General features: G+C 43.9%; 22 protein-coding genes and 2 riboswitches. Of the genes, 14 read left to right on the top strand and 8 right to left on the bottom strand.

What is annotated here, in order from left to right:
• Nucleotides 1-219: 219 nt before the first annotated feature.
• On the top strand, nucleotides 220-1,962 hold the full coding sequence (gene dhaK / locus B1K52_RS17380) for a dihydroxyacetone kinase subunit DhaK (protein WP_077310474.1): 1,743 nt from the start codon (nucleotides 220-222) through the stop codon (nucleotides 1,960-1,962).
• A gap of 92 nt (nucleotides 1,963-2,054) precedes the next feature.
• On the opposite strand, the gene B1K52_RS17375 is transcribed toward dhaK, so the two are convergent.
• A complete protein-coding gene (locus tag B1K52_RS17375) occupies nucleotides 2,055-2,795 on the bottom strand; it encodes an SDR family NAD(P)-dependent oxidoreductase (protein WP_077310473.1) in 741 nt (246 codons plus the stop codon).
• Nucleotides 2,796-3,151: 356 nt separating this feature from the next.
• Between B1K52_RS17375 and B1K52_RS17370 the strand changes: the two genes are divergently transcribed.
• The 3 genes from B1K52_RS17370 to B1K52_RS17360 are packed head-to-tail and all read left to right on the top strand — an operon-like array spanning nucleotide 3,152 to nucleotide 5,323.
• A complete protein-coding gene (locus B1K52_RS17370) occupies nucleotides 3,152-3,616 on the top strand; it encodes a VOC family protein (RefSeq protein ID WP_077310472.1) in 465 nt (154 codons plus the stop codon).
• Nucleotides 3,617-3,635: 19 nt separating this feature from the next.
• Complete coding sequence (locus B1K52_RS17365) at nucleotides 3,636-4,679, top strand: NAD(P)H-dependent flavin oxidoreductase (protein ID WP_077310471.1); 1,044 nt, start codon at nucleotides 3,636-3,638, stop codon at nucleotides 4,677-4,679.
• A gap of 29 nt (nucleotides 4,680-4,708) precedes the next feature.
• Nucleotides 4,709-5,323 (top strand): NUDIX hydrolase, encoded by a 615-nt coding sequence (locus tag B1K52_RS17360; protein WP_373022621.1) that lies wholly within the window; start codon nucleotides 4,709-4,711, stop codon nucleotides 5,321-5,323.
• Nucleotides 5,324-5,740: 417 nt separating this feature from the next.
• On the opposite strand, the gene B1K52_RS17355 is transcribed toward B1K52_RS17360, so the two are convergent.
• The 6 genes from B1K52_RS17355 to B1K52_RS17330 all read right to left on the bottom strand — a co-directional run bounded on the left by B1K52_RS17355 (nucleotide 5,741) and on the right by B1K52_RS17330 (nucleotide 12,425).
• Nucleotides 5,741-6,742 (bottom strand): ABC transporter ATP-binding protein, encoded by a 1,002-nt coding sequence (locus tag B1K52_RS17355; RefSeq protein WP_077310470.1) that lies wholly within the window; start codon nucleotides 6,740-6,742, stop codon nucleotides 5,741-5,743.
• Nucleotides 6,739-7,737: an ABC transporter ATP-binding protein gene (locus B1K52_RS17350; RefSeq protein ID WP_077310469.1), complete on the bottom strand. Its 999-nt coding sequence runs from the start codon at nucleotides 7,735-7,737 to the stop codon at nucleotides 6,739-6,741. The genes B1K52_RS17355 and B1K52_RS17350 overlap by 4 nt, the downstream gene beginning before the upstream one ends.
• A gap of 12 nt (nucleotides 7,738-7,749) precedes the next feature.
• Nucleotides 7,750-8,601 carry an ABC transporter permease gene (locus B1K52_RS17345; RefSeq protein ID WP_077310468.1) on the bottom strand — a complete coding sequence of 284 codons (852 nt, stop codon included), beginning with the start codon at nucleotides 8,599-8,601 and terminating at the stop codon, nucleotides 7,750-7,752.
• A gap of 15 nt (nucleotides 8,602-8,616) precedes the next feature.
• Complete coding sequence (locus tag B1K52_RS17340; RefSeq protein WP_077310467.1) at nucleotides 8,617-9,564, bottom strand: ABC transporter permease; 948 nt, start codon at nucleotides 9,562-9,564, stop codon at nucleotides 8,617-8,619.
• Between the two features lie 71 nt (nucleotides 9,565-9,635).
• Nucleotides 9,636-11,216 (bottom strand): ABC transporter substrate-binding protein, encoded by a 1,581-nt coding sequence (locus B1K52_RS17335; RefSeq protein WP_077310466.1) that lies wholly within the window; start codon nucleotides 11,214-11,216, stop codon nucleotides 9,636-9,638.
• 12 nt (nucleotides 11,217-11,228) lie between these two features.
• Nucleotides 11,229-12,425: a M20 metallopeptidase family protein gene (locus B1K52_RS17330; RefSeq protein ID WP_077310465.1), complete on the bottom strand. Its 1,197-nt coding sequence runs from the start codon at nucleotides 12,423-12,425 to the stop codon at nucleotides 11,229-11,231.
• Between the two features lie 109 nt (nucleotides 12,426-12,534).
• A riboswitch (SAM riboswitch) is annotated at nucleotides 12,535-12,640 on the bottom strand.
• A 195-nt stretch (nucleotides 12,641-12,835) separates the two neighbouring features.
• Nucleotides 12,836-12,938, top strand: a riboswitch (SAM riboswitch).
• Between the two features lie 75 nt (nucleotides 12,939-13,013).
• Here B1K52_RS17330 and B1K52_RS17325 point away from each other — a divergent pair.
• The 6 genes from B1K52_RS17325 (at nucleotide 13,014) to B1K52_RS17300 (ending at nucleotide 19,468) form a co-directional block, all read left to right on the top strand.
• Nucleotides 13,014-14,114: a methionine biosynthesis PLP-dependent protein gene (locus tag B1K52_RS17325; protein ID WP_077310464.1), complete on the top strand. Its 1,101-nt coding sequence runs from the start codon at nucleotides 13,014-13,016 to the stop codon at nucleotides 14,112-14,114.
• 11 nt (nucleotides 14,115-14,125) lie between these two features.
• Complete coding sequence (locus B1K52_RS17320; RefSeq protein ID WP_077310463.1) at nucleotides 14,126-15,298, top strand: aminotransferase class I/II-fold pyridoxal phosphate-dependent enzyme; 1,173 nt, start codon at nucleotides 14,126-14,128, stop codon at nucleotides 15,296-15,298.
• Nucleotides 15,299-15,312: 14 nt separating this feature from the next.
• Nucleotides 15,313-16,419 carry a 5-methyltetrahydropteroyltriglutamate--homocysteine S-methyltransferase gene (locus B1K52_RS17315; protein WP_077310462.1) on the top strand — a complete coding sequence of 369 codons (1,107 nt, stop codon included), beginning with the start codon at nucleotides 15,313-15,315 and terminating at the stop codon, nucleotides 16,417-16,419.
• Nucleotides 16,420-16,719: 300 nt separating this feature from the next.
• On the top strand, nucleotides 16,720-17,481 hold the full coding sequence (locus B1K52_RS17310; protein ID WP_077310652.1) for a lipoate--protein ligase family protein: 762 nt from the start codon (nucleotides 16,720-16,722) through the stop codon (nucleotides 17,479-17,481).
• A 12-nt stretch (nucleotides 17,482-17,493) separates the two neighbouring features.
• Nucleotides 17,494-18,417 carry a lipoyl synthase gene (lipA, locus tag B1K52_RS17305; protein WP_256855954.1) on the top strand — a complete coding sequence of 308 codons (924 nt, stop codon included), beginning with the start codon at nucleotides 17,494-17,496 and terminating at the stop codon, nucleotides 18,415-18,417.
• A gap of 145 nt (nucleotides 18,418-18,562) precedes the next feature.
• Entirely contained in the window at nucleotides 18,563-19,468 is a 906-nt protein-coding gene (locus tag B1K52_RS17300) for a DMT family transporter (protein WP_077310461.1), read from the top strand.
• Between the two features lie 135 nt (nucleotides 19,469-19,603).
• On the opposite strand, the gene B1K52_RS17295 is transcribed toward B1K52_RS17300, so the two are convergent.
• Nucleotides 19,604-20,500, bottom strand: coding sequence for an AraC family transcriptional regulator (locus B1K52_RS17295; RefSeq protein ID WP_077310650.1), 897 nt, complete (start codon nucleotides 20,498-20,500; stop codon nucleotides 19,604-19,606).
• A gap of 208 nt (nucleotides 20,501-20,708) precedes the next feature.
• Here B1K52_RS17295 and B1K52_RS17290 point away from each other — a divergent pair, with 208 nt between their 5' ends.
• The 4 genes from B1K52_RS17290 (at nucleotide 20,709) to pdxT (ending at nucleotide 23,615) form a co-directional block, all read left to right on the top strand.
• Complete coding sequence (locus B1K52_RS17290) at nucleotides 20,709-20,984, top strand: Atu4866 domain-containing protein (RefSeq protein ID WP_077310460.1); 276 nt, start codon at nucleotides 20,709-20,711, stop codon at nucleotides 20,982-20,984.
• Nucleotides 20,984-21,715, top strand: coding sequence for an SDR family oxidoreductase (locus B1K52_RS17285; protein ID WP_077310459.1), 732 nt, complete (start codon nucleotides 20,984-20,986; stop codon nucleotides 21,713-21,715). Before B1K52_RS17290 ends, B1K52_RS17285 begins: the two co-directional genes overlap by 1 nt.
• Nucleotides 21,716-22,122: 407 nt before the next feature.
• Nucleotides 22,123-23,007, top strand: a complete 885-nt coding sequence (gene pdxS / locus B1K52_RS17280; RefSeq protein ID WP_077310458.1) for a pyridoxal 5'-phosphate synthase lyase subunit PdxS — start codon at nucleotides 22,123-22,125, stop codon at nucleotides 23,005-23,007.
• Nucleotides 23,008-23,024: 17 nt separating this feature from the next.
• Nucleotides 23,025-23,615, top strand: coding sequence for a pyridoxal 5'-phosphate synthase glutaminase subunit PdxT (gene pdxT / locus B1K52_RS17275; RefSeq protein ID WP_077310457.1), 591 nt, complete (start codon nucleotides 23,025-23,027; stop codon nucleotides 23,613-23,615).
• Nucleotides 23,616-23,683 lie beyond the last annotated feature (68 nt).

Raw genomic sequence — 23,683 nt, 5'->3', positions numbered from 1 at the left:
GTTTGGAGAAACTGTTTGATTGATTGCGGAGAAGCCAGGAGTGAATTAAGCTTTTGGCTTTTGGTCGTATGTTCCTGTTCAATGATTCGTTAATTCGTGTATAAGTTAATGTTGGCAGGTAATCTCAGACTAATCTGTCTAGTTTGTGCAATTCGTAAACCGTTCTGTTAAGCTGAAAACAGAAAGCCACTTTTGCTTGTATAAGAGGAGGACTACAGAATGAAGAAGATTATCAATCGACCAGAGGATGTTGTCCTGGAAATGTGTCATGGGATGGTTCTTGCACATCCCGAGCTTGAATTACTGAAAAAGTATAAAGTGATCAAACGGAAACAAACGCAAGCTGATAAGGTAACCCTAATCAGCGGGGGCGGCAGCGGTCATGAGCCGGCGCATGCTGGTTTTGTCGGAGAAGGTATGCTGGATGCTGCTGTGTGTGGGGATATGTTTGCTTCGCCTTCTCAGATTCAAGTCTATCAAGCGATCAAAGAGACGGCAGGTAAGAACGGCACACTGCTAATTATCAAGAATTACAGTGGCGATATTATGAACTTTAAAAACGCAGCACATCTTGCCAAAGAAGATGGGTTAGAAGTAGATTATGTAAAAGTGGATGACGATATAGCGGTGGAAGATAGCTTGTATACAGTCGGACGGCGTGGGGTAGCTGGTGTTGTACTGGTACATAAAATCGCTGGTGCAGCTGCAGCAGAGGGACGCAATTTACAGCAAGTGAAAGCAGCAGCGGATAAAGCGGCTTCCCGCTCCCGCAGCATTGGCGTTGCTTTAACTTCTTGTACGTTACCAGGAGGAGAAGCGACTTTCCAGCTAGCTGAGGATGAGATGGAATATGGTGTCGGAATTCATGGAGAACCTGGGATTCGACGTGAAAAAGTACTAGCAGCAGATGAACTGGCCAAACGAATGGTAGATGATTTGCTGAAAGAAGGCGAGCCGGAAGAAGATATCGCATTGTTAATTAACGGCTTTGGCGGAACGCCGCTTCAAGAGCTGTATTTGTTTAATCAATCAGTCAGTCGGGAGCTTGCCAAGCGAAATATCCGTGTGAATCGAACTTTCGTCGGCAACTACATGACAAGCATCGACATGGCTGGTGTGTCGGTTACGATGATGTCCTTGGACGAGGAACTGCGCACCCTACTATCCAATCCATCTGATACGCCTGCACTTAAAATAGACGGACCAGTTGATCAGCCGGCGTTTACTGAACTAGCAGAGGAAGATGGAGAGACGGAAGCATTCTTTACAGTGGAAACACCTAGTGATTATGCAAATGTAGCAAATGAAACAATCACATTGGAAAACATCATCTATTTAGTAGATAAGATGAGTGAGATTATTATTGAGAATGAGGCAGCATTCAATAAGTTGGATACGTATGCGGGGGATGGTGATTTCGGCAATAGTGTTGCGAAGGGCTTCCGCCAACTTAAACGAGAATGGAAACAAATAAATGCGCAGGATAATCTCACTATTGAGCGTTTCCTCAATGCCTCTTCCATGGTGATTATGGAGCATTGCGGCGGCGCATCGGGCCCGATATGGGGAGGTGCCTTTCGTGCGGCTGGTAAAGCAGCTGGACAGAAGAAGGAGCTTTCCGTAGTGGAGTTTGCAGACATGCTGCAGCGTGTGGTTGCGGGTATTCAGGATATTGGTGAACGCTCGTTTGGCCGGGGAGCGGATATTGGAGATAAGACACTTATTGATGCGCTTGTTCCTTGTGCAAACAGCTGGCAGCAAAGTGCAGCGAATGGAAATGACGCCAAGACTGCCTTCAAAAATGCTGCAGAAGCAGCAGTAGATGGAGCAGAAAAAACAAAGGATATTGTGGCGCGCATGGGACGCGCGGGCACGGTTGGTGAGCGTAGTCTTGGCTATCCGGATGCTGGTGCGCATGCCTTGGGTGTTATATTTACCAAATTGGCAAGCAGCTTGAAATAAGATAAACAAACTAATTTAAAAGGAGTGGGCTGACCCACTCCTTATCTATTATGAGATATTACTAGTATACAATTATCAAGTTATTGGCATTCTTAACGTCCGACTGTCCAGCCACCGTCAACCTTAATTTCTGCGCCCTGCATATAATCGGACTCATCAGATGCTAAGAAAGCTGCTACTGAGGCAATTTCCTCTGGTTTTCCGGCCCTTTCCGCAGGAATATCTTTTAATCTCTCATCTTGAATTCCCTCGGTCATAGGTGTATCAACGAAACCTGGTGCAATTAAGTTTGCTTTGACTCCTTTGTTTCCATAATCATAAACCAATTGTTTCGTAAATCCATTTATAGCAAATTTGCTTGTAACGTAAGTATTACCTCCTGCTCCAGCAACAAATGAAGATTGCGATCCGATGTTTATAATATTTCCTTTACCTTTTTCTAAAAATATCGGTAATACGGCTTTTGCAGCAAGATATGGCCCCTTCACGTTAATTTCCATTAACTTATCGAATGTTTCTTCGTCCGTTTCCAATACATTTTTATAGCCGTCATGGATACCAGCTCCGTTATACAGTATATCAATCGTGCCATATGCTTCTAGCGTTTTATTAACGCCTTCTTCAATAGAACCCTGATCTGTTACGTCTATTTTTATAAATGTAGCTTCCCCATTATTCTGTTTAATATCGTTAACAATTTGATTCCCTTGATCATCATTTAAACCGCTAACAATCACTTTAGCCCCTTCTTTAGAAAATAATTTAGATGTAGCTTCTCCAATCCCTGAAGTACCACCTATAATCAATGCAACTTTACCATCTAGTTTTCCCATTATTTATTTACTCCCTTATTATTATTCTATATACCCATTTCCTTCCTCTTGTTTCACAAAATCAAACACACTTTGCTTATATTCAATAACATTTAGCAGGATGATGGAATGCCATTCTTTATTAGCGTATTCTACACAAAATCTGCATAGGAGTGCTATCTCCTAATCTTTTCAACTATTCCATAGAAAGCACCTTTTGTGAAAGTAGTCTCAAGGTGGCAAGAGTATCACTCCATTTATCTTTGTGAAATAAATTTAAAAATCGTTTTGGTGTAGCCGAACTAAATAAAAAAAGTTGTTCTCAAAAGCAGCAATAATTGTTATATTTTGGTTAGTTGGTGAAGGGAGAGATAAGTTTGATAGAAGGATTATATGAAGCTCATTTGCCGGTAAGCAATTTGAATAAGTCTATTGCATTTTATGAAGGATTAGGACTAGAGCTGTCTCATATTCATGAAGATCGTTTAGCATTTTTCTGGATAAAGAAAAACCATAGCTGGCTTGGGCTTTGGGAATCAGATAAAGCCGAGCTTGCTTACCATCCATCAATCAGACACGTAGCATTTCAAGTTAGCTTGGAGAACTTAAAAGGTGCCTCGCAATGGTTAAAGATAAGGGGATACCAGCCAAGAGAAGCTTTTGGTTTTGGGCCTCATGAAGCCTTTGTCATGGCACATGATGACATGGCACATGCCAAGATTCATTTTAATGATCTAGATGGGAACAGCCTAGAGCTTATTACAAAAATAGAAAACCCGAATAAGATAACCGGCCGGATGTATTTAAGCGAATGGGAGAAGAAGAACCAATCAAACGGATGACTAAGAGAGGAGCCAGAAGATGACGAATCATTTCCTTAAAGTATTAGCCATCGATCACCCCATCATTCAGGCACCAATGGCAGGGGGCACTACGACAACAGAATTAGTTACGGCTGTGTCTGAAGCGGGCGGATTAGGGATGATTGGGGCAGGGTACTTAAATGCAGAAAGCACACGACAGCAGATTCAAGACGTGAAGAAAAAGACAAATAAATCTTTTGGTATTAATCTGTTCGTTCCGCAGTCTTATCAGATAGACGAGGAGAAGATTAGGAAATCAGAGGAAGCGATGCATTCTTTCCGGAGATCGAGCAAGGTTCGTGTATTCAAATCTTATGAGCAAACAAAAAAGGATTTCCATGACCAAGTCGCTGTCATTATAGAGGAAAAGGTAGCGGTATGTTCGTTCACTTTCGGCATTCCTTCTGATAGAATAATCCAATCTCTCAAGCTAGCAGGTATTTATACAATCGGCACAGCAACTACGGTGTCTGAAGCTTTAGCCGTTGAAGCAGCGGGAATGGATGCTGTCGTGATGCAGGGCAGTGAAGCAGGCGGCCACCGCGGCAATTTCTTAGCAGGAGTAGAGCAAAGTATGATTGGGCTGATGGCGCTAATTCCCCAAACTGTCGATCAAGTAAGTATACCTGTCATCGCTGCAGGCGGCATTATGGATCGGCGCGGAATACAGGCTGCCAAATGTCTTGGTGCACAAGCAGCACAGCTTGGCACAGCATTTTTAACTTGTAAAGAAAGCGGTGCAAATGACTTGCATAAGCAAGCCATTCTCGAAAAGCATCAAGAAGACAAGACAACCTTAACAAGCGCTTTTTCTGGCAAGGAAGCCAGGGGAATTGAAAATAACTTTATTCGTGACATGCGTAAAGTGGAGACAGAACTACCTGCCTTTCCTATACAAAATACATTAACCAAATCGATTCGTTCCGCCGCCGCACAAAAACATGATAGAGAAGCTATGAGCTTGTGGTGCGGACAAAACCCAAATGCTGCAATGCCTATCACTGTGCAGGAACTGATGCATAAACTAGTTGACGAAGCATAAAAAAAACAACAGGATAATAGGTGATAGTCTTGGAAAAATGGTTAGAATGGGCAAGAAGAATGCAAGCAATCTCCCAAGCAGGACTGCATTTTTCAAAGGATGTTTTTGACAAAGAAAGATACACAGAGCTTCAGCAGCTTAGTTCAGAGATTATTGCCGCTTATACAGGGGAAACGGCAGAGCATATTGGAAAGATGCTGGCAGCAGAAGAAGGATATCCTACGCCGAAACTAGATGTGCGGGGGATTGTATTTAGGGATGATAAACTGCTGTTCGTGAAAGAGAAGATGGACAATCGCTGGTCTCTGCCAGGTGGGTTTTGTGAAATAGGTTTATCAGCTGGAGAGAATGTCGTAAAAGAGATAAAAGAAGAGTCTGGATTTGATGTGAAACCTGTGAAGCTGCTGGCAGTTTTGGATTCTGATAAGCACACCGACAAACCACAGCTGTTTCATTATTACAAAGTTTTTCTTCAATGCGAGATTGTTGGCGGCGGAGCACAAAAGGGTGTGGAGACGAGTGAGATTGGTTTCTTCGGAGAATCAGCGCTGCCGCCATTATCGTTGAAGCGGAATACAGAAGCACAAATCCAGATGCTATTTACCTTTCTTCATAATCAAAGTAAAGCTAGTGTTTTTGACTGATTAGAAGTGTACCAACTTGCTAGTTAAGAAACAGTAATTTAAATTGAAGGGGAGCGTTTCTTTACAAGATTATTGTAATAGGTGCAACAGCACAAGCGGAAGCAATGTAATGAAATGCTGGAGGGTTTACATGAATTAATAGTGGAAGCATGGATCTTCAGCTGCCATGGCTAATGCCGATGTTGTTTCCTATGTAATATCAGCGGTCATTGATTGAAAACGACATTCGGATTAATAACGTTTATCCAACAACCGTAGAAGTCACGTGGCAAATGCGGAGATCAAGGGCTTCAACTGAGTACCTGTTGGCGTATCCAAAGCATACATAAGCGTATAGCAGTCGCTCAAGCAGGGTGAAATTTCACAGATTACTAAGTAGATAGACGAAAAGCAGCCTGCCAAAACAGGCTGCTTTTATCATAATGTAATCCTCACTTTTTCTTCCTCACCAACAGGATAAAAGCAGGCAACTTCCTGTCCGGGTACGCCTCGTTCTTCCGGCACAGGTATATTTGTCTTGCAAAATTCTGTCGCTTTCGGACAGCGTGTATGAAACACGCAGCCGGATGGCGGATTGGCTGGGGAAGGAAGCTCGCCTTTTAGCACAATCCGTTCGCGCGTTCGTTCCTTGTCTGGATCAGGCAATGGTACAGCTGATAGCAGTGCATTCGTATATGGGTGCTGGGCGTGTGCCTGGAATGTTTCCCGATTAGATTTTTCCATCACTTTTCCGAGATACATAACTGCAACTCGATCGGCGATGTGATTGATGACTGATAAATCATGCGCGATAAATACATAAGTCAGATTTAGTTTCTTCTGCAAATCCTGAAATAGATTGATTACTTGAGCTTGAACGGAAACATCTAATGCGCTGACTGGTTCATCGCATACAATTAACTTTGGTTCAAGCGCTATAGCACGTGCTATTCCAATGCGCTGGCGCTGACCACCTGAAAATTCATGCGGCAGCCGATTATAATGCATATCTGGATTTAATCCAACAAGCTCCATCAGTTCTTTGACACGAGATTCTAGATTCTTCGTTTGTTTATATGCCTTCAGCGGAGCGGCTATGCTATCGCTCACTTTCATCCGCGGATTCAAGCTTGTATAGGGATCCTGAAAGACCATTTGCATATTGCGGCGCAACTCGTAAATTTCCTTGGCGGATGCGTCGGTATATGCCTCTCCGTTGAAAAGGATGTCGCCGGAAGTAGGCTTTTGCAACCCAACAATGCTTCTGGCTAAAGTGCTTTTCCCACAGCCTGACTCTCCGACGATTCCCAATACTTCTCCTTTGTTTACGGCCAAATCAATCCCATTCAACGCTTTCACTTTGCCTGTCTTCTTCTGGAATGTGCCATTTTTGATAGGGAAATGTACGTGCAAATCTTTAATTTCCAATAACGCGGTCATGACAGCAGCACTCCTTTCTTTTCTTTCTCGAATTCCGGCTGGCTGAGTACGCAAGCGGCCAAGTGTCCCGGGCCGCGTTCACCAAGCGGCGGATTTTCTTGGAGGCATGCGTCTCTAGCAAATGGACAGCGCGGATGAAAATTGCAGCCTTGTGGCGGGTCAATAAGATTTGGCGGCTGTCCTTCGATGTGCAGCAGTCTTTCCGAAGCACCAGCATCAAGTCTTGGGATGGAACGTAACAAAGACCACGTATAAGGCATCGCCGTCTTATAAAAAATATCTGCTGTACTAGCGGATTCAACAATTTTGCCGGCATACATGACGAGGATGCGATCAGCCAGATTGGCTACCACGCCAAGGTCATGGGTAATCATAATGATCGCTGTTCCGTATTTTTGCTGGATGGATTTTAACAGCTCAATAATCTGTGCCTGAATCGTTACATCCAAGGCTGTTGTCGGCTCATCGGCAATGAGCAGCTTTGGTCTGGCTGCCAATGCAATGGCGATGAGCACGCGCTGCCGCATCCCGCCGGAAAACTGATGCGGATAGCTTTGCATCCGGCGTTCTGGGTCGGGAATCCCTACGTCTGTGAGCAATTCAATTGCTTTTTGCTGAGCTTCTTTTTTAGATAGCTTCTGATGCGTTTGAATGGCTTCAATAAGCTGTTTTCCAATCTTGAAAACAGGGTTTAAACTCGACATTGGATCTTGAAAGATCATTGCAATCTCATTCCCGCGCATACTGCGCAGACGGCGTTTGTTCATTGTTAAAATGTTTTCCCCTTGGAAAAGTATTTCTCCTTTTGGGTAGGTTGCCGGCGGTTCGGGATTTAGCTTAGTCAGCGAGTGAGCAAGGACGCTTTTTCCGCTGCCAGATTCGCCGACGATACCAATTGTTTGACCAGCTTCAAGCCGGAAGGAGACACCATCAACTGCTTTGACGAGGCCAGCTGGTGTTTCCAAATGTACATGCAAATCATTAACTTCTAGCATCGTAATTCCCCCTTAAGCAGCTGGTGCTGTTTGTTTCGGTTTGCGTTTTTTCTTTTTTCTCTTCATGCTGTGTGGATCGAAAGCGTCTCGAAGTCCATCACCGAGTATATTCAATGACAATACCGTAATGACAATTGCAACACCTGGGAAGATTGAAAACCAAGGCGCAATGGTAATATAAATTTGCGACTCTTGCAGCATGTTTCCCCATGTTGGTGTGGAAGGATTAACTCCGACACCAAGAAAGCTGAGCGCAGCTTCCGCCAATATTGCTTTAGCAAAGATGAAGGTACTTTGCACAATAATCGGTGAAAGTACATTTGGCAAAACATATCGAAAAAGGATGACAAAGTTATTTGTTCCGGTCGTTTTGGCTGCTTCTATATATTGCGCATTATTGATTTGCAATACGGCTGAACGGACTACACGTGACATGACTGGGAAAAAGGCGATAGTCAATGCGATGACGATATTCGTAATACTTCCGCCAAGTGCTGCAACTAGCGCTAACGCCAGCAATAGGGCAGGGAAGGCAAGAAATCCATCTACAATACGCATGAGGATAAAATCCGTTTTACGGAAATAGCCTGATATAAGTCCAATCAATGTACCGACCACGGTAGCGACAATCGCTACAATGACGCCGACAGCAAGTGAAACGCGGGCAGCGACGACAACCCGTGCAAAGATATCGCGTCCAAAATCATCCGTACCAAACCAGTGAGCGGCAGATGGTGACAGCAGTCGCTGTTCTGCATCAATGGCGGTAGGGGAGAGTGGCAGCCATAAGTTTGCTGTAATTGTCCCTAATGCTATTAATAAGAAAATAGCTAAAGCAATTAGATTCCTTTTTTTTGACATCATCGGTTATGTACCTCCTTATTCGTCATAACGGATTCTTGGATCTAAAAATGCATATAGCAGATCGACAATTAAGTTAACCAATACATAGATTGCAGCGATAAACAACACCACACCTTGAATCACTGGATAATCGCGGCGATGGATGGAGTCGATCAGCAGCTGTCCAATTCCGGGTATCGTGAAGAGTGTCTCAATAATAACTGTTCCGCCAAGCAAACCGGCAACGGTGGCACCGAGTACAGTTGTTGTTGGGATTAAGGCATTGGCAAAGACATGTTTCATTAACACATCGCGTTCACGAACACCCTTTGCTCGGGCAGTCTTCGTATAATCCTGGTTAACAGAATCAAGCATGCTGTCACGAAGCATACGAGCGATGATGCCGATTTCTAGTATGGCTAACACAAATGCTGGCAGCAGTAAATGGTAAAGCCAGGATCCAAATCCTTCTGCAATTGGCATATAGCCAGCTACTGGGAAAATCGGAATTGATACACCGAGGCCAAGTACAAGTAAGATAGCTAGCCAAAATTCAGGCACCGACACACCTAGAAGCGATGCAGATGTGAATAAAGGATCTAAAATGGTTTTTCGTAAAGAAACGATCAAAATGGCTAATGGTATGGAGATAACCAAGATGAAAAGAAGTGACAAGATCATCAAGCTGAAAGTTGGACCAAAATTGGAGAAGATCAATTCCGTTACCGGCTGTGCAGAAAAGACACTCGTACCGAGATCACCTGTAACGACTTGTTTCAGCCAATCAAAAAATTGAATATACCATGGATCATTTAACCCGAGCTGCTCTTCAAGTTGTGCTACCGCTTCAGGGGATGCATCTTCTCCAAGAATAATGTGTGCAGGATTTCCAGGTGTTAGGTGAACAAGTAAGAAAACGATAATGCTCACAACAAACATAACCGGAATAACAGATAAGCATCTGCGAATCGTATAACCGAGCACGCTTCCACACTCCTTTTAATAAAAATAGAAGAGAATCGCCTGCATGTAACGCAGGCGATTCTCTGCAGGCATTACTTCGTTTTCCAAGTATTCCAGAAGCGAGGCCCATACCACTCGTCAAAGCCCTGCAAATCTGTCGTGCGGGCGTCCAAAGCAGAAATATTCGTCACTTTTTCAAACGGAAGTTCTTCATAAAGCGTTTTGTTGAGCTCAGCTAAAATCTGCTGCTGCTCACCCTCATCTGCTGTTCCCCACTGTGCGAGAAGTTCTTGCCAGCGATCACTGTGATACCAGCCGCTGCTGTTGTTTTCGCGGCTTACCATACCAGCTTGGTTCGGGGAGAAGAATGGCGACCAGCCAACAACGACCATATCCCAATTCTTCGCATCGCCCCATTTTTCCAAGTACGTTGCCCATTCATACGATTCCAGCTCTACCGTAAATCCAACGGCTTCCAGCTGTTGCTCAGCAATCTCAGCAATCTTCGCATAATCTGCGTTGTCATTAGAGAAGATAATCTTCACTGGCTGGCCGTCATAGGAGCTTTCTTCTAGCAGTTTTTTCGCTTCTTCTTCGTCGAAGGCAGCAAAGTTATCAATATTTTCATCTGAATAAAGTGCGGTTTGATCTGGTGTGAATAATGCACCGTCCAGTTCATAAAAATCATCGTTCCCGTAAGTTGCTTTTGCCATTGCTTCTTTATCTAAAGCAGCGTGGAGCGCTTGACGGACTTTTAAGTCATCAAATGGTGCTTCTGACTTATCCGGTGTGATGACGGAATAACCATTACTTGATGTAACAGCTTCCACATTCGGTGTAGAAGTGACTACTTCATACAAATCAAGCGGGATGGATTGCACATAATCATACAAATCTGTTTTCAAACCATTGAGCATAACTTGCGGATCTTTCACTACTTTGAAGTGGATGGAATCCAGGTAAGCTGTTTTCTTACCTGTTAAACCGCCCCAATCTTCTTCGTCACGTGATTTGTAGTCTGCAAACTTCGAGAGAACAATCTCATTTCCGCTTTTCCAAGACTCGAATTGGAATGGTCCAGTACCTATAAATTGTTCATTTGTCAGCGGCTGCTCACCTGCTGCTTCGGCAACATCAGATGGGATGATAATTGCTGAAGCTTTTGGTGCGGCTAGGTCTGTCAGTAAAGAGGTATACACGTCTTTTAGCGTAATAACTAACGTTTTATCGTCTGTTGCTTCAATAGAATTGATGTGGCTAGACGCAATTTTTCCCACAGAAGATACCTTTGTCCAGCGATCAAGTGATGCTTTCGCGTCATTTGCAGTAACATCTTGGCCGTTATGGAACTTGAGGCCATCACGAAGTGTAATCGTGTAGGTTTTCTTGTCATCACTTACTGTATAATCTTCCGCTAGCAACGGACGAGCCTGATATTCTTTATCTAAGGCGAATAATCCTTCATATATATGCCAGCCGATTTTCCGTGTAGCACTTTCACCAGAATACATCCAGTCCAAAGTGTCAGGTTCTGAGCCCATGGCAACGTTTAAGTCGCCGCCTTCGACAGGTTCCCCGCTGCCGCCAGCCGAACTGCTGCTGGAATTGTTAGAGCAGCCGAACAGCGCGATGGCTCCTAATAATCCGAATAAAATAAGTGCGAGTTTCTTCAAGTTAATTCCTCCTTAGCTTCCTAATAACGAGAATACAATTTTTGTAAATGCCTTTTCTGTAATGAGCAGTGCGCGTTCATCAATGTCAAACTTCGGATGATGATGCGGGAAGTGCGTGCTAGTATCTTCATTGCGAGAGCCAACTTTGAAAAAGCTGCCCGGCTTTTCTTGTAAGTAATAAGCAAAATCCTCTGCACCCATGCCTGTTTCAAACGGTATAACTTGTTCCTCCCCGAACTCTTCCGTAAATAGCTGCTTTAGCAAAGCGGTTTCTTCTGGGTGGTTGTAAAGAGCAGGATAACCATTCAAGTAATCAATAGAATACGTTGCGCCAAAACCGCTCGTAATTCCGGCAACAATTGCTTCAATTTGCTCTTGTACTTGCTGACGGATAGCTGCATTGAATGTACGGACAGTACCCTCAATTGTTGCGGTATCTGGGATTACGTTGAACGCTTGACCGGACTGGAAAACCCCAAGTGTGACGACTGCAGATTCCAGCGGGCTGACTCGTCGGCTGACAATTTTTTGTAGGGCGCTGACGATATCACTGCCAATGACGATGGGATCAACCGTTTCTTGTGGCGCTGCGCCATGACCGCCTTTTCCTTGAATGGTAATTGCAAATTTATCGACAGCAGCCATCTTGAAGCCTTCGCCAACATTAACTTTTCCTACCGGGGAAGCAGAATTGAGGTGAGCGCCATACACATAGTCGACACCTTCAAGTGCACCATCTTCAATCATCGCTTTTGCCCCGCCTGGCGGCACTTCTTCAGCTGGCTGGAATAAAAATACTACTTTCCCCTTAAGGCTGTTTCTTTGATTAATAAGTGCTTTAGCGGTTCCGAGGAGCGCAGCGGTATGTCCATCATGTCCGCAAGCATGCATAACACCGTTTGCTTTGGAACGATAAGGGACATCTTTTTCGTCTTCAATCGGCAGCGCATCAAAATCTGCTCGCAAGGCGATTGTCGGTCCCTCTGTTTTTCCTGTCAGCGTGGCAACAATTCCATATCCGCCAACATTTGTCTTTATTTCTTCGTAGCCGAAACTTCGGAGTTTGTCAGCAATAAACCGGGCGGTTTCGGTTTCTTGAAAACTTAATTCCGGATGCTGATGGAGGTATCGTCGCCATTCAACAACCTCCGTAAAATCGTTTTCTAAGTCGATATGTACATCAGCTAGGTTTTTTGTGTGCATTTCCATTCTTTACCTCCTATAAAAATCTTGATATATCCAATCAAAATAATCGGGATTGTTCGCAAAAAAAATCCTCTTCAGAAAGAAGAGGGGGGATGATGCCGCAATTCCGCTCTTCTTATCTTCAGTGTATGTCACACTTGGAATTAGCACAGTGCTGGTGTTTACAGCCTGCTGCTTTGGTTTCGACGGGCCATTCCCTCCACCAATCTTGATAAGAAATATCATTTGTAAGAAACAGAATAGACGGAAAACGATAGATTGTCAATCCTCTTTTCATACTTACTTAGGAAATTGCCAGATGATGCTAAAAATATCAATAAAGAAAAGTTTATTTGGCAGAAAATTTCTAAAAATATATTGACTGCTATTTTTTGTATGTTAGAATAACTTTAATATTAAAAATTAAATATTTTTTCTTATCAAGAGAGACGGAGGGAATTGGCCCTGTGATGTCTCAGCAACCAGTCGAAGAGACACGGTGCTAAATCCAAAAGGTATCTGCCTTAAAGATAAGAAGCTGATTCGGTTATTACTGAACCTTCTTCCTTTTGGGAGAAGGTTCTTTTTTTGATTAGAAGGGTGAGAAGCAAGATGAAAAACAACTTGGAAACCGCATTCGTACAATTAGGAAATCGCAGCGACATGACAACAGGAGCAGTAAATCCGCCATTGTATTTATCAACTGCTTATGCACATCCGGGTATTGGCGAATCAACAGGTTATGACTATACACGTACGAAGAATCCAACTAGAACGGTACTTGAAGAAGGGTTTGCTGAGCTGGAGAAAGGTGATTGTGCCTTTGCATGCAGTTCAGGAATGGCAGCCATTCAATTGGTTTTATCATTATTTCGCAGTGGCGATGAACTTCTTGTTCCGGAAGATATATACGGCGGCACATACCGGCTGTTTGATTTCTATGAAGAAGCATACGACATAAAGCCGATATATACTCCTTTTCGGACGGTGGAAGAGACAGCAGCTGCAATTACAGCGAATACGAAAGCTATTTTCCTTGAAACACCCACAAATCCGCTTATGCAGGAATTTTCAATCGCGGCTTACAGCGAATTAGCTAAGACCTATAACCTGCTGCTGATTGTCGACAACACATTCCTAACGCCTTATTTACAGCAGCCAATTGCAGACGGGGCAGACATTGTTATTCATAGTGCAACCAAGTACATTGGCGGCCATAATGATGTACTCGCTGGGTTGGTTGTCAGCAAAGGAACAGAAATATCCAATCGTTTGGCGGTGCTCCATAATGGTGCAGGTGCCGTACTAGCTCCGCTTGATGCCTGGCTGCTCATTCGAGGTTTGAAGACACTGCCGCTACGAATGCGTCAGCATCAATCCAATGCAGAGCAAATCGCTGCTTATCTCGAAGAAGAGCCAAAAGTGAAGGATGTGCTGTACGCAGGAAAAGGCGGGATGCTTTCCTTCCGTGTCCAGGACAGCAGCTGGATTGATCCGTTTCTCCGCAGCTTAAACGTGATTACATTTGCGGAGAGCCTTGGCGGGGTTGAAAGCTTTATCACTTATCCAACAACACAGACGCATGCTGACATACCTGTTGAAGAGAGAGAAGCCAGAGGGATTTGTAATCGGCTGCTTCGTTTCTCAGTCGGCATTGAAGATGCGGAAGATTTGATTGCAGATCTGCAGCAGGCTTTTGCTAATTTGGATTAGGAGGTCATCTTATGTATAAACAGCAAACAGAAACAACATGTATCCGCGGAACACATAGAGAACAGCGCACGGGTGCGGTGAATGTGCCAATCTATTTATCTTCTACTTTTCATCAGGAAAGCTTTGACGGCTTTGGTCCATTTGATTACAGTCGCTCTGGTAACCCGACTCGGGAAGCATTGGAACAAAAAGCAGCCGAGCTGGAAGGCGGCACGCGCGCCTTAGCATTTTCATCCGGCATGGCAGCTATATCTTCTGCCTTCATGCTTCTGTCTGCAGGGGATCATGTCATTGTGACAGAGGATGTGTACGGGGGAACATACCGGTTTGTAAGTGAAATCCTGCCAAAGTTCCAGATTAGTTACTCTTTCGTTGATTTGACAGATCTGACTGCTGTAAGAGAAGCCATACGTCCGAATACAAAAGTAATCTACCTGGAGACACCTTCTAATCCTTGTTTAAAAGTGACAGATATCCGTGCGATTGTTCAGCTAGCCAGACAGCAGGACTGCTTAACGTTTTTGGACAATACATTTTTGACGCCGCTGTATCAGCAGCCTTTGTCACTGGGAGTAGATGTGGTGCTTCATAGTGCTACAAAGTTTTTGTCTGGTCACAGTGACATCATTGCCGGTCTGGCGATTACAAAAGATGAAGAACTAGGCTCCCGATTGGCATTTATTCAAAACACTTTTGGAGCCATACTCGGTGCCCAGGATAGCTATTTACTGCTGCAAGGCATGAAGACGCTAGGAGCAAGATTACATCAAGCGTCAAACACAGCTGAGCGAGTTGCAGGTTTCCTGTTTGAACATTCGCTTGTGGAAAATGTGTATTATCCTGGCTTGCCCAATCATCAGGGACATGACATACATACAGGGCAAGCCAGTGGAAATGGTGCAGTATTATCCTTTGTGCTGCCGAGCAGAGAGCATGCAAAGGTATTTGTAGAACAGCTGCAAATTCCAATCTTTGCTGTAAGTCTTGGCGCAGTAGAATCGATTCTATCGTATCCAGCTTCCATGTCACATGCTGCGATGCCGGAAGCAGAGCGGAAGAAACGAGGCATAACAGATGGATTGCTTCGTTTGTCCGTCGGATTGGAGCATGCAAATGATCTGCTGGAAGACCTGCAGCAAGCTTTAGCTGCTGCAGCACAAGTAACAGAAACGATAAAACCATAATGGGAGAGATGAACATGACAACGACAACGAAAACAGCACCATTCAGAGCGGATCACGTAGGGAGCTTACTGCGCCCGGAAAGCCTGCACAAAGCGAGACAGCAGTTTAAGGATGGCGATATCAGCCAGAAAGAACTTCGTACGATTGAAACAACAGAAATTAAGCGTATTGTTGATAAACAAATCGAAGTAGGTCTGGAGCTTGTAACAGACGGGGAATTCCGCAGAAGATTCTGGCACACTGATTTTCTGGAAAATTTGAATGGTATTACTGGGTATATTCCGGACACAGGATATCTATTCAAAGGTGAGGAAACAGAACGCTACAATATTAAAAACACAGGAAAAGTCTCCTTTAATCCCAATCATCCATTTGTCGAAGATTATAAGGTTTTCCATGAAATTGTAGACGGTCGTGCAGTTGCAAAGCAGACGATTCCAAGTCCGAACCAGCTTTTCCATGAAGATATCCGTGATCGCAGTGTTTATCCTGATATTGAAGATTTTGCTGTTGATGTGATTCAAGCTTATCGTGACGCAATTCAAGCGTTCTATGATGCCGGTGTCCGTTATTTACAGCTGGATGACGTATATATCGCGGGATTATCTTCACCTGATTTAAAACTAAGTGGAGAACATTCCAGGGAATTTCTAATTGATCTAGCACGCCGGGTCATTAATGGTGTGTTGGAAGGCAAACCAGAAGATTTGGCAGTGACAACTCATCTGTGCCGCGGAAACTATCGCTCTACTTATGCTTTTGGTGGCAGCTATGATCTTATTGCCAAAGATCTGCTGGCGAAGGAAAAAGTAGACGGGTTCTTTTTAGAATACGATGATGAGCGTTCTGGCTCGTTTGAACCGCTTGCTTACATTCCAGAAGGAGGAGCAAGGGTAGTAATAGGAGTTGTAACATCCAAGTTTGGTGAGTTGGAAGATAAAGATTATATCATTAAACGTATTGAAGAGGCAGCAAAATACGTACCGCTAGATCAAATTTGCCTGAGCCCGCAATGCGGCTTTGCTTCCACACATCATGGCAACAAACTAACAGAAGAACAGCAGTGGGATAAGCTGCGCTTTATTGTGGATGTTGCGAATACTGTGTGGGCAGACAAGTAAGGACAAGAAGACCGTCAATTATATTGACGGTCTTCTTGTCCATGAGCTGGGAGATTTGGCGTGTAGAAGAAAACCAGTATAGGATTTATTAACGTTCACATTATGATAAAAATTTCCATGGAAGAAAAGGTACAATTATCCTAGTATAATAGTCGGGTTTTGAGAAAGCGGTTGCGAATTGCGCTTAACGGGAGCTAAAATGAGAATTGTTAAGATTATTTGAACTTTTTAAACTAAGAAGGTGACAATGTGCGGAATTGGGTTTTCTGGGACGACGGTGATCATACGCCAGCCTTTAACATGGCAGCTGATGATATGCTGATGCAATGGCACCGAGAGGGACAGATCGCCCCAGTATTACGTTTTTATGGGTGGAAGCCTGGAGGTTTTTCGATAGGCTATTTTCAAAAGACAAAAAAGCGATTTGATTTGGAAGAAATCCAAAGACGAGGATTTGAATTGGTGCGCCGTCCAACTGGCGGACAGGCTGTCCTGCACCATAACGAACTGACGTATAGCATGATTGTTTCCGAAGATTACCCTGGCATGCCATCGACCATCAAAGAAGCATACAAGGTTTTATCAGAGGGACTGCTGCTTGGTTTTGCGAATCTTGGTATAAAAGCGGAGTTCGCTATACCGGCTGATTCCAAGCCGAAAGGTACAGCGAATTGCTTTGAAGAAGCTTCTTGGTATGAAATCAATGTTGACGGAAGAAAAACGGCCGGCAGTGCACAGACACGACAGAGAGGTGTCATCCTCCAGCATGGATCAATTCCAATTTGGCTTGATCTGGAGGATCTATTGGAATTATTTATCTACCCCAATGAACGAGTGAAAGAACGTACTTACAAAAGTTTCGCCAAAAAGGCAGCTAGTTTGCAGGAATTTATTCCGTCGGATATGACTATCGAAGATATACGGGCTGCATTTTTAGACGGTTTTCAAAAAGGATTGGGTGTAACGTTTGAAAGATTGGAGTTGTCAGCAGACCAACTAGAAGCAATTGAACAGCTAGCGAAGGAAAAATACCAGAATCACGAATTCTTATATGCACGTTAAGGAGGAACGGAAATGGTAAAAAAAACAATGGCAGAGCGGCGGGAAGGCATGCTCCGCAAACCGGAATGGCTGAAGATTGATTTCAATACGAACGAAGATTATATGGATTTAAAGAAAATGATGCGTGAAATGAACTTACATACGGTATGTGAAGAAGCAAAATGTCCGAATATTTATGAATGCTGGTCTGTACGTAAAACAGCGACATTTATGATTCTAGGCTCCATATGTACAAGAGGCTGCCGATTTTGTGCTGTCACATCTGGCAAACCAACAGAGCTTGATTGGGCCGAGCCCGAGCGAGTTGCTGATTCTGTTGCTAAAATGGGACTGCGTCATGCAGTCGTAACAGCTGTTGCACGTGATGATCTGGAAGATGGCGGTTCCGCAGTGTTTGCAGAAACGGTACGTGCAATTCACCGTAAGATGCCGAATACAACGGTTGAAGTATTGCCATCTGATATGAAAGGTACATACGAAAGCATTAAAACTTTAATGGATAGCAAACCGGATATCTTTAACCATAATATTGAAACAGTGCGTCGACTTACGCCGTCCGTTCGTCACCGCGCCACATACGATCGTTCACTTGAATTGCTTGACCGCGTAAAAACAATTGCACCCGATGTGCCGACCAAATCCAGCATCATGCTTGGTTTAGGTGAGACAAAAGAAGAAATCATTCAAGCGATGGATGATTTGCGGGAACACCGTGTGGATATTATGACAATTGGCCAATACTTACAGCCATCTTTCAAGCACTTGAAAGTACAGAAATACTATCATCCAGATGAATTCGCGGAACTAAAGGAAATTGCACTGCAAAAAGGCTTCAGCCATTGCGAAGCAGGCCCTATGGTCCGTTCCTCCTATCACGCAGACGAACAAGTAAATCCAGAAGCGAGACAGCGTCAGTTTGGCGGCTGTGCGCAATAAGACAAAGGAACATGCCTGGTCGGTATGTTCCTTTGCTATTGGTACATACACAATCCCTAAATACAGAGTTGTTAGGGATTACTAAACAAATAATCAAGCTAACTAACAAACTAAATATTCCAATCAGAAGTGAGGAGGGTTCGCTGTGCAGTCGAACCGGGTTGCCATTCTTTTAGTCATTTCTATTATTGCCATCTCTTTTGCAGCTATTTTCGTGAAGTGGTCTGATGCACCAGCCACGATTCTCAGTATGAATCGTATGTACTTGGCCTGCTTTTTTCTTTTGCCAGTTGTTTGGATGAGTAGAAAAGAATTTAAGAAAATTGGCAGCAGAGAAGCATTATTTTTCGTCTTGTCAGGCGCTTGCTTGGCGGCACATTTTGCACTTTGGTTCAGTTCTTTAAAGCTGACAACTGTGGCGAGCTCTACTATTATTCTTTCTCTTCAGCCGATCGTCGCAATGGCTGGAGGATTTTTTTTATATAAAGAGAAAGCATCAAAAACTGTTATCGCGACAATCTGTATTTCCATTGTAGGTGTTGTGATGGTTGGTTGGGGAGACTTTGGTTTGCAATCATCAACGGTTTTGATCGGGGATTTGCTGTCTTTCTGCAGTGTTATTGCTGTCGTTGCGTATTTGCTGATTGGACAGAATAATGTAAAGAAAGTATCACACTGGATCTACAGTTTTTGTGTCTTCTTATCAGCAGCTGTGTGGCTGAATATCTATAATCTTGCAGCAGGCATTCCAATTCGCGGTTATAACTTTGATGAATGGAAAATCTTCATCTTATTGGCTATTTTCCCAACAATAGCACATGTCATCTTTAATCTGCTATTAAACTATGTAAATACTACTGCCATATCCATGAGTGTGCTAGGTGAACCTGTAGGCGCAACGCTTCTTGCCGTTTGGCTGTTAGGTGAAAAATTGACTTTGCTTCAGTTTACAGGCGGGGCGATTGCTTTGATTGGAGTACTGCTGTTTTTGATACGGCAGAATAGTGAGTATGATGTGATGACAGACGAGACAGAGTCGAGAGCTGAATGACGTGATGTAGGTTCAAAGAACTTTATTATGTTTGCTTAAAGAGTCAAACCAAACGGTACTGCTTAAATTACAGTGCCGTTTGGTTTTTTTTTTTTAGTTGCATCATTAATACAGGATACCAGTAATCCCATTTTCTTATAACAATTCCCGCAGACGCCGTATGTCTTTAATAGGCGACAGACCGAATTTTCGGCTGTATTCTCGGCTGAAATGTGATGGACTTTCATACCCTACCTGGAACGCAGCCTCAGCTGCTTCCAGGTTTTCTGTTAAGAGCAATCGGCGTGCTTCCTGCAGACGGAGTTGTTTCTGGTACTGGACGGGGCTCATGCCTGTTATCTCTTTAAAATGGCTATAAAATGATGAAGAGCTCATACTGGCTTCTTTCGCCAATTCATTTACCTTTAGCGGCTGGACAAATTTTCGGTTCAGCATTCCAATCACCTTCGCAATTCGCTGCCCCTGACTACCTGCAAGCGCAAAATGTTTCATGGAATCATTGTAATCATGCTGCAGAACACGGTATATAATTTCTCGCTTAATACTGGTGCCAAGTACTGGTATATCCTGCGGGGTTTCCAGTAGCTTGATGAGCCGCAGCACTGCTTCGATAAGCGAGTTGTCTACCCGATTGATGACTAGACCACGACTTGGGGATTGGTCTTGGGTAATTTGATTTGAGGATTGAAGCACTTCTAAAACTAAATTCATATCAAGCTGTAAACTTACACTTAAATAAGGACTTTCCGGTGAAGCCTTTACTACTTGCCCTGTGATTGGCAGATGAACAGAAGCAGTCAAATAACTGGCCGAATCGTATGTATAGCTTTCATCTCCTAGCATCACCATCTTTGAGCCTTGGGCCACGACACATAGGGAAGGTTCATAAACAGCGTATACAGGATCAGAGATTCGAGAAGCTCGAATAAGCTGTAAGCCAGGTATAGATGTATTATGTGTTCCATCTGCTGTTGCACTTTTCTCTATTGACGCTGCTAGTTCCTTCGTTCTGTGCAATAACAACTCCCCCATTTCCATTAAATGTTTTTTTGCTCTTGTTCTACATATTATAGTTTATTGGAGGATTAGGCAATCATCATGTAGCTTCCGAATACCGCTCTCTATTCGTAACAATTCATAATGAAATTGTGGTCAGAAACTTTGTAGCGGGAGGATGTTTCTGTTACCGGCTCTATTATCATTCAAGTATCATTCTTGATCAGTGAAAGGAGATAGTGTAATGAAAAAAGAACATAGAAATGCTCATCCTTATGTCGGCATGTGGGTAACGGCAGACGGTCATATTCGACATGAGTTACTTCTGAACGGTCGATACGATGAAGCCCGCGGTAACCGCAAAAGCGCCTATCAAGGAAGTTATACGATGAAAGGCGATCATATCGAATATATTGATGATACAGGTTTTACTGCGGACGGAGACTTCATCAACGGGGTACTATACCATGCCGGTATGGTGCTCAAGCGGGAAGAAAACAGGGAAGGGAGCAAGAAATGATGTCATTACTTCGTGGGAAAGTGGTTGTGATTACAGGAGCAAGCAGCGGAATTGGTAAAACAGCAGCGCGGCTTCTTGCAAGTCAAGGGGCTCAACTTGTAATTGGAGCAAGGCGAGTGGAGAGACTAGAGGCACTGGCTTCAGATATTCGGGCAGAAGGTGGTACTGTAGCAGTTCAACAGCTTGACGTGACAGATTTGGAACAGATGCAGGAGTTTCTTAACACAGCACAAAGTCGTTTCGGACGAGTGGACGCTGTTATTAACAATGCTGGTGTGATGCCGCTCTCTCCGCTGGAATCTTTGAAGATTGAAGAATGGAACCGTATGATCGATGTCAATATTCGCGGAGTACTCCATGGAATTGCTGCAGGGCTTCCGATTATGAAAAAACAAGGATTTGGGCATTTCATTAACATAGCATCTATCGGCGCCTATGAAGTGAGTCCTACAGCTGCTGTTTATTGCGCGACTAAATATGCTGTACGCGCCATATCAGAGGGATTACGGCTGGAAACTGCGGGGCAAGGCATCCGCGTGACACTTGTATCGCCAGGAGTAACGGAATCAGAACTAGCGGAAAGCATTACAGACAACGAGGCAAGGGAAGTTATGAAGGAATACCGGCGTATTGCACTGCCAGCGACGGCTATTGCCCGTGCTATCATGTATGCGCTTGAACAGCCAGATATTGTTGATGTAAGCGAACTGGTCGTTAAACCGGTCATTTGAGTAGGCAGGTTATAGTTCGTTTCATTTCGTTCTGAATTCGTAACTATAAACAGCGAAAGTTAGATGCTAAACTGTAACTCCTTCTTTCTCACACTCTAGTGCAAGCAAAAGTCCATAGAAGATGAAAGCAATAGTCAAAAGAGGTTTTCTCCTAAACTGAAAACACCTTTAAGTTTTAAACGGATTGTATTATCCGAAATAAAACTTTGAGGTGTTTTTCTATTGGGACAAGCTAATCTAACAAAAGCAATTGGAAAGACCATGTTAATAGAAAGAACAGTACATAGCTGATCTATAAATGTTGCGTTACATTGTTATACTCATCTATTGCGTGTTATACCCCTTAACTATGTACAATGTACCTATCAAACTTTTCCGACAACGGAAAAAGAGCAGGGGGAGTCAACATGGCGAAAACAGGTACAGATTTAGTCAAACGAGGAATGGCAGAAATGCAAAAGGGTGGCGTCATCATGGATGTCGTAAATGCCGAGCAAGCGAAAATTGCAGAGGAATCTGGTGCAGTAGCAGTTATGGCACTGGAGCGTGTACCTTCTGATATTCGTGCTGCTGGCGGTGTTGCGCGGATGGCGGATCCGACAATTGTAGAAGAAGTATTGAATGCTGTATCTATTCCTGTCATGGCAAAGGCTCGTATCGGGCATATCGTAGAAGCTCGCGTATTAGAATCAATGGGTGTGGATTACATAGATGAAAGTGAAGTGCTTACACCGGCAGACGAACAGTATCATTTGAACAAACGTGATTTCACGGTACCATTCGTATGCGGAAGCCGTGATCTTGGTGAAGCTGCGCGCCGTATTGGGGAAGGTGCTTCTATGCTGCGGACGAAAGGGGAGCCGGGAACAGGCAATATTGTCGAAGCTGTTCGGCACATGCGTATGGTGCAGTCGCAAGTTCGCAAATTGACTTCCATGGACTTGGATGAAGTAATGACATTTGCGAAAGAAATAGGAGCGCCTTACGAAGTATTGCTTCAGATCCGTGAAGCTGGCAAACTTCCTGTTGTAAACTTTGCTGCTGGCGGCGTGGCAACTCCTGCTGATGCGGCTTTGATGATGCAGCTCGGAGCAGATGGTGTCTTTGTCGGATCTGGTATTTTTAAATCTGATAACCCAGCGAAATTCGCTAAAGCAATCGTAGAAGCAACAACACATTACCAAGATTACAAGCTGATTGCTGAACTTTCCAAAGGGCTTGGCACACCGATGAAAGGTATTGATATCGCAAGCTTATCTCCAGAAAACAGAATGCAGGAGCGCGGCTGGTAAAGGAAGGAGATTATATCATGAAAATCGGTGTTTTAGCACTTCAAGGAGCGGTAGCGGAGCATGTGCGAACAGTAAAAGCTGTTGGGGCTGAAGCGGTTCTAGTGAAACGTGTGGAACAGCTAGCTGATTTGGATGGATTGATTTTGCCTGGTGGTGAAAGTACTGCGATGCGCAGACTGATTGATCGGTACAACTTCTTGGAGCCGTTACGCGCTTTTGGGGCTTCGGGCAAACCAATCTTCGGGACTTGTGCTGGGATGATTCTGTTGGCCAAACAGATTCATAATCAAGAATCCAGCCATCTTGGTCTGATGGATATGACCGTCGAGCGAAATGCTTTCGGGCGGCAAGTGGACAGCTTCGAAGCAGACCTTGCCATTAAAGGTGTAGCGGAGGACTTTCCAGCAGTATTTATTCGAGCTCCTTATATTCTCGAAGCAGGAGACGGTGTCGAGATATTAAGTGAAGATACTGGACGCATCGTAGCGGCGAGAGATCGTCATTATTTAGCAACTGCCTTCCACCCAGAGCTGACGAAAGATACAAGATTAATGGGATATTTTTTAAGAATGGTAGAAGACGCGGCTGGAAAAGTTGCGCATAATTAAGGAGAAGATCTTCAGAGATCTTCTTCTTTTTTGTTTACCCTGTAAGTCGTATCTCTTGCAATATGTTA

It is taken from the genome of Terribacillus halophilus (genome assembly GCF_900162685.1).
GTDB lineage: Bacteria > Bacillota > Bacilli > Bacillales > Amphibacillaceae > Terribacillus > Terribacillus halophilus_A.
This window is presented reverse-complemented; position numbering and strand designations above follow the sequence as displayed.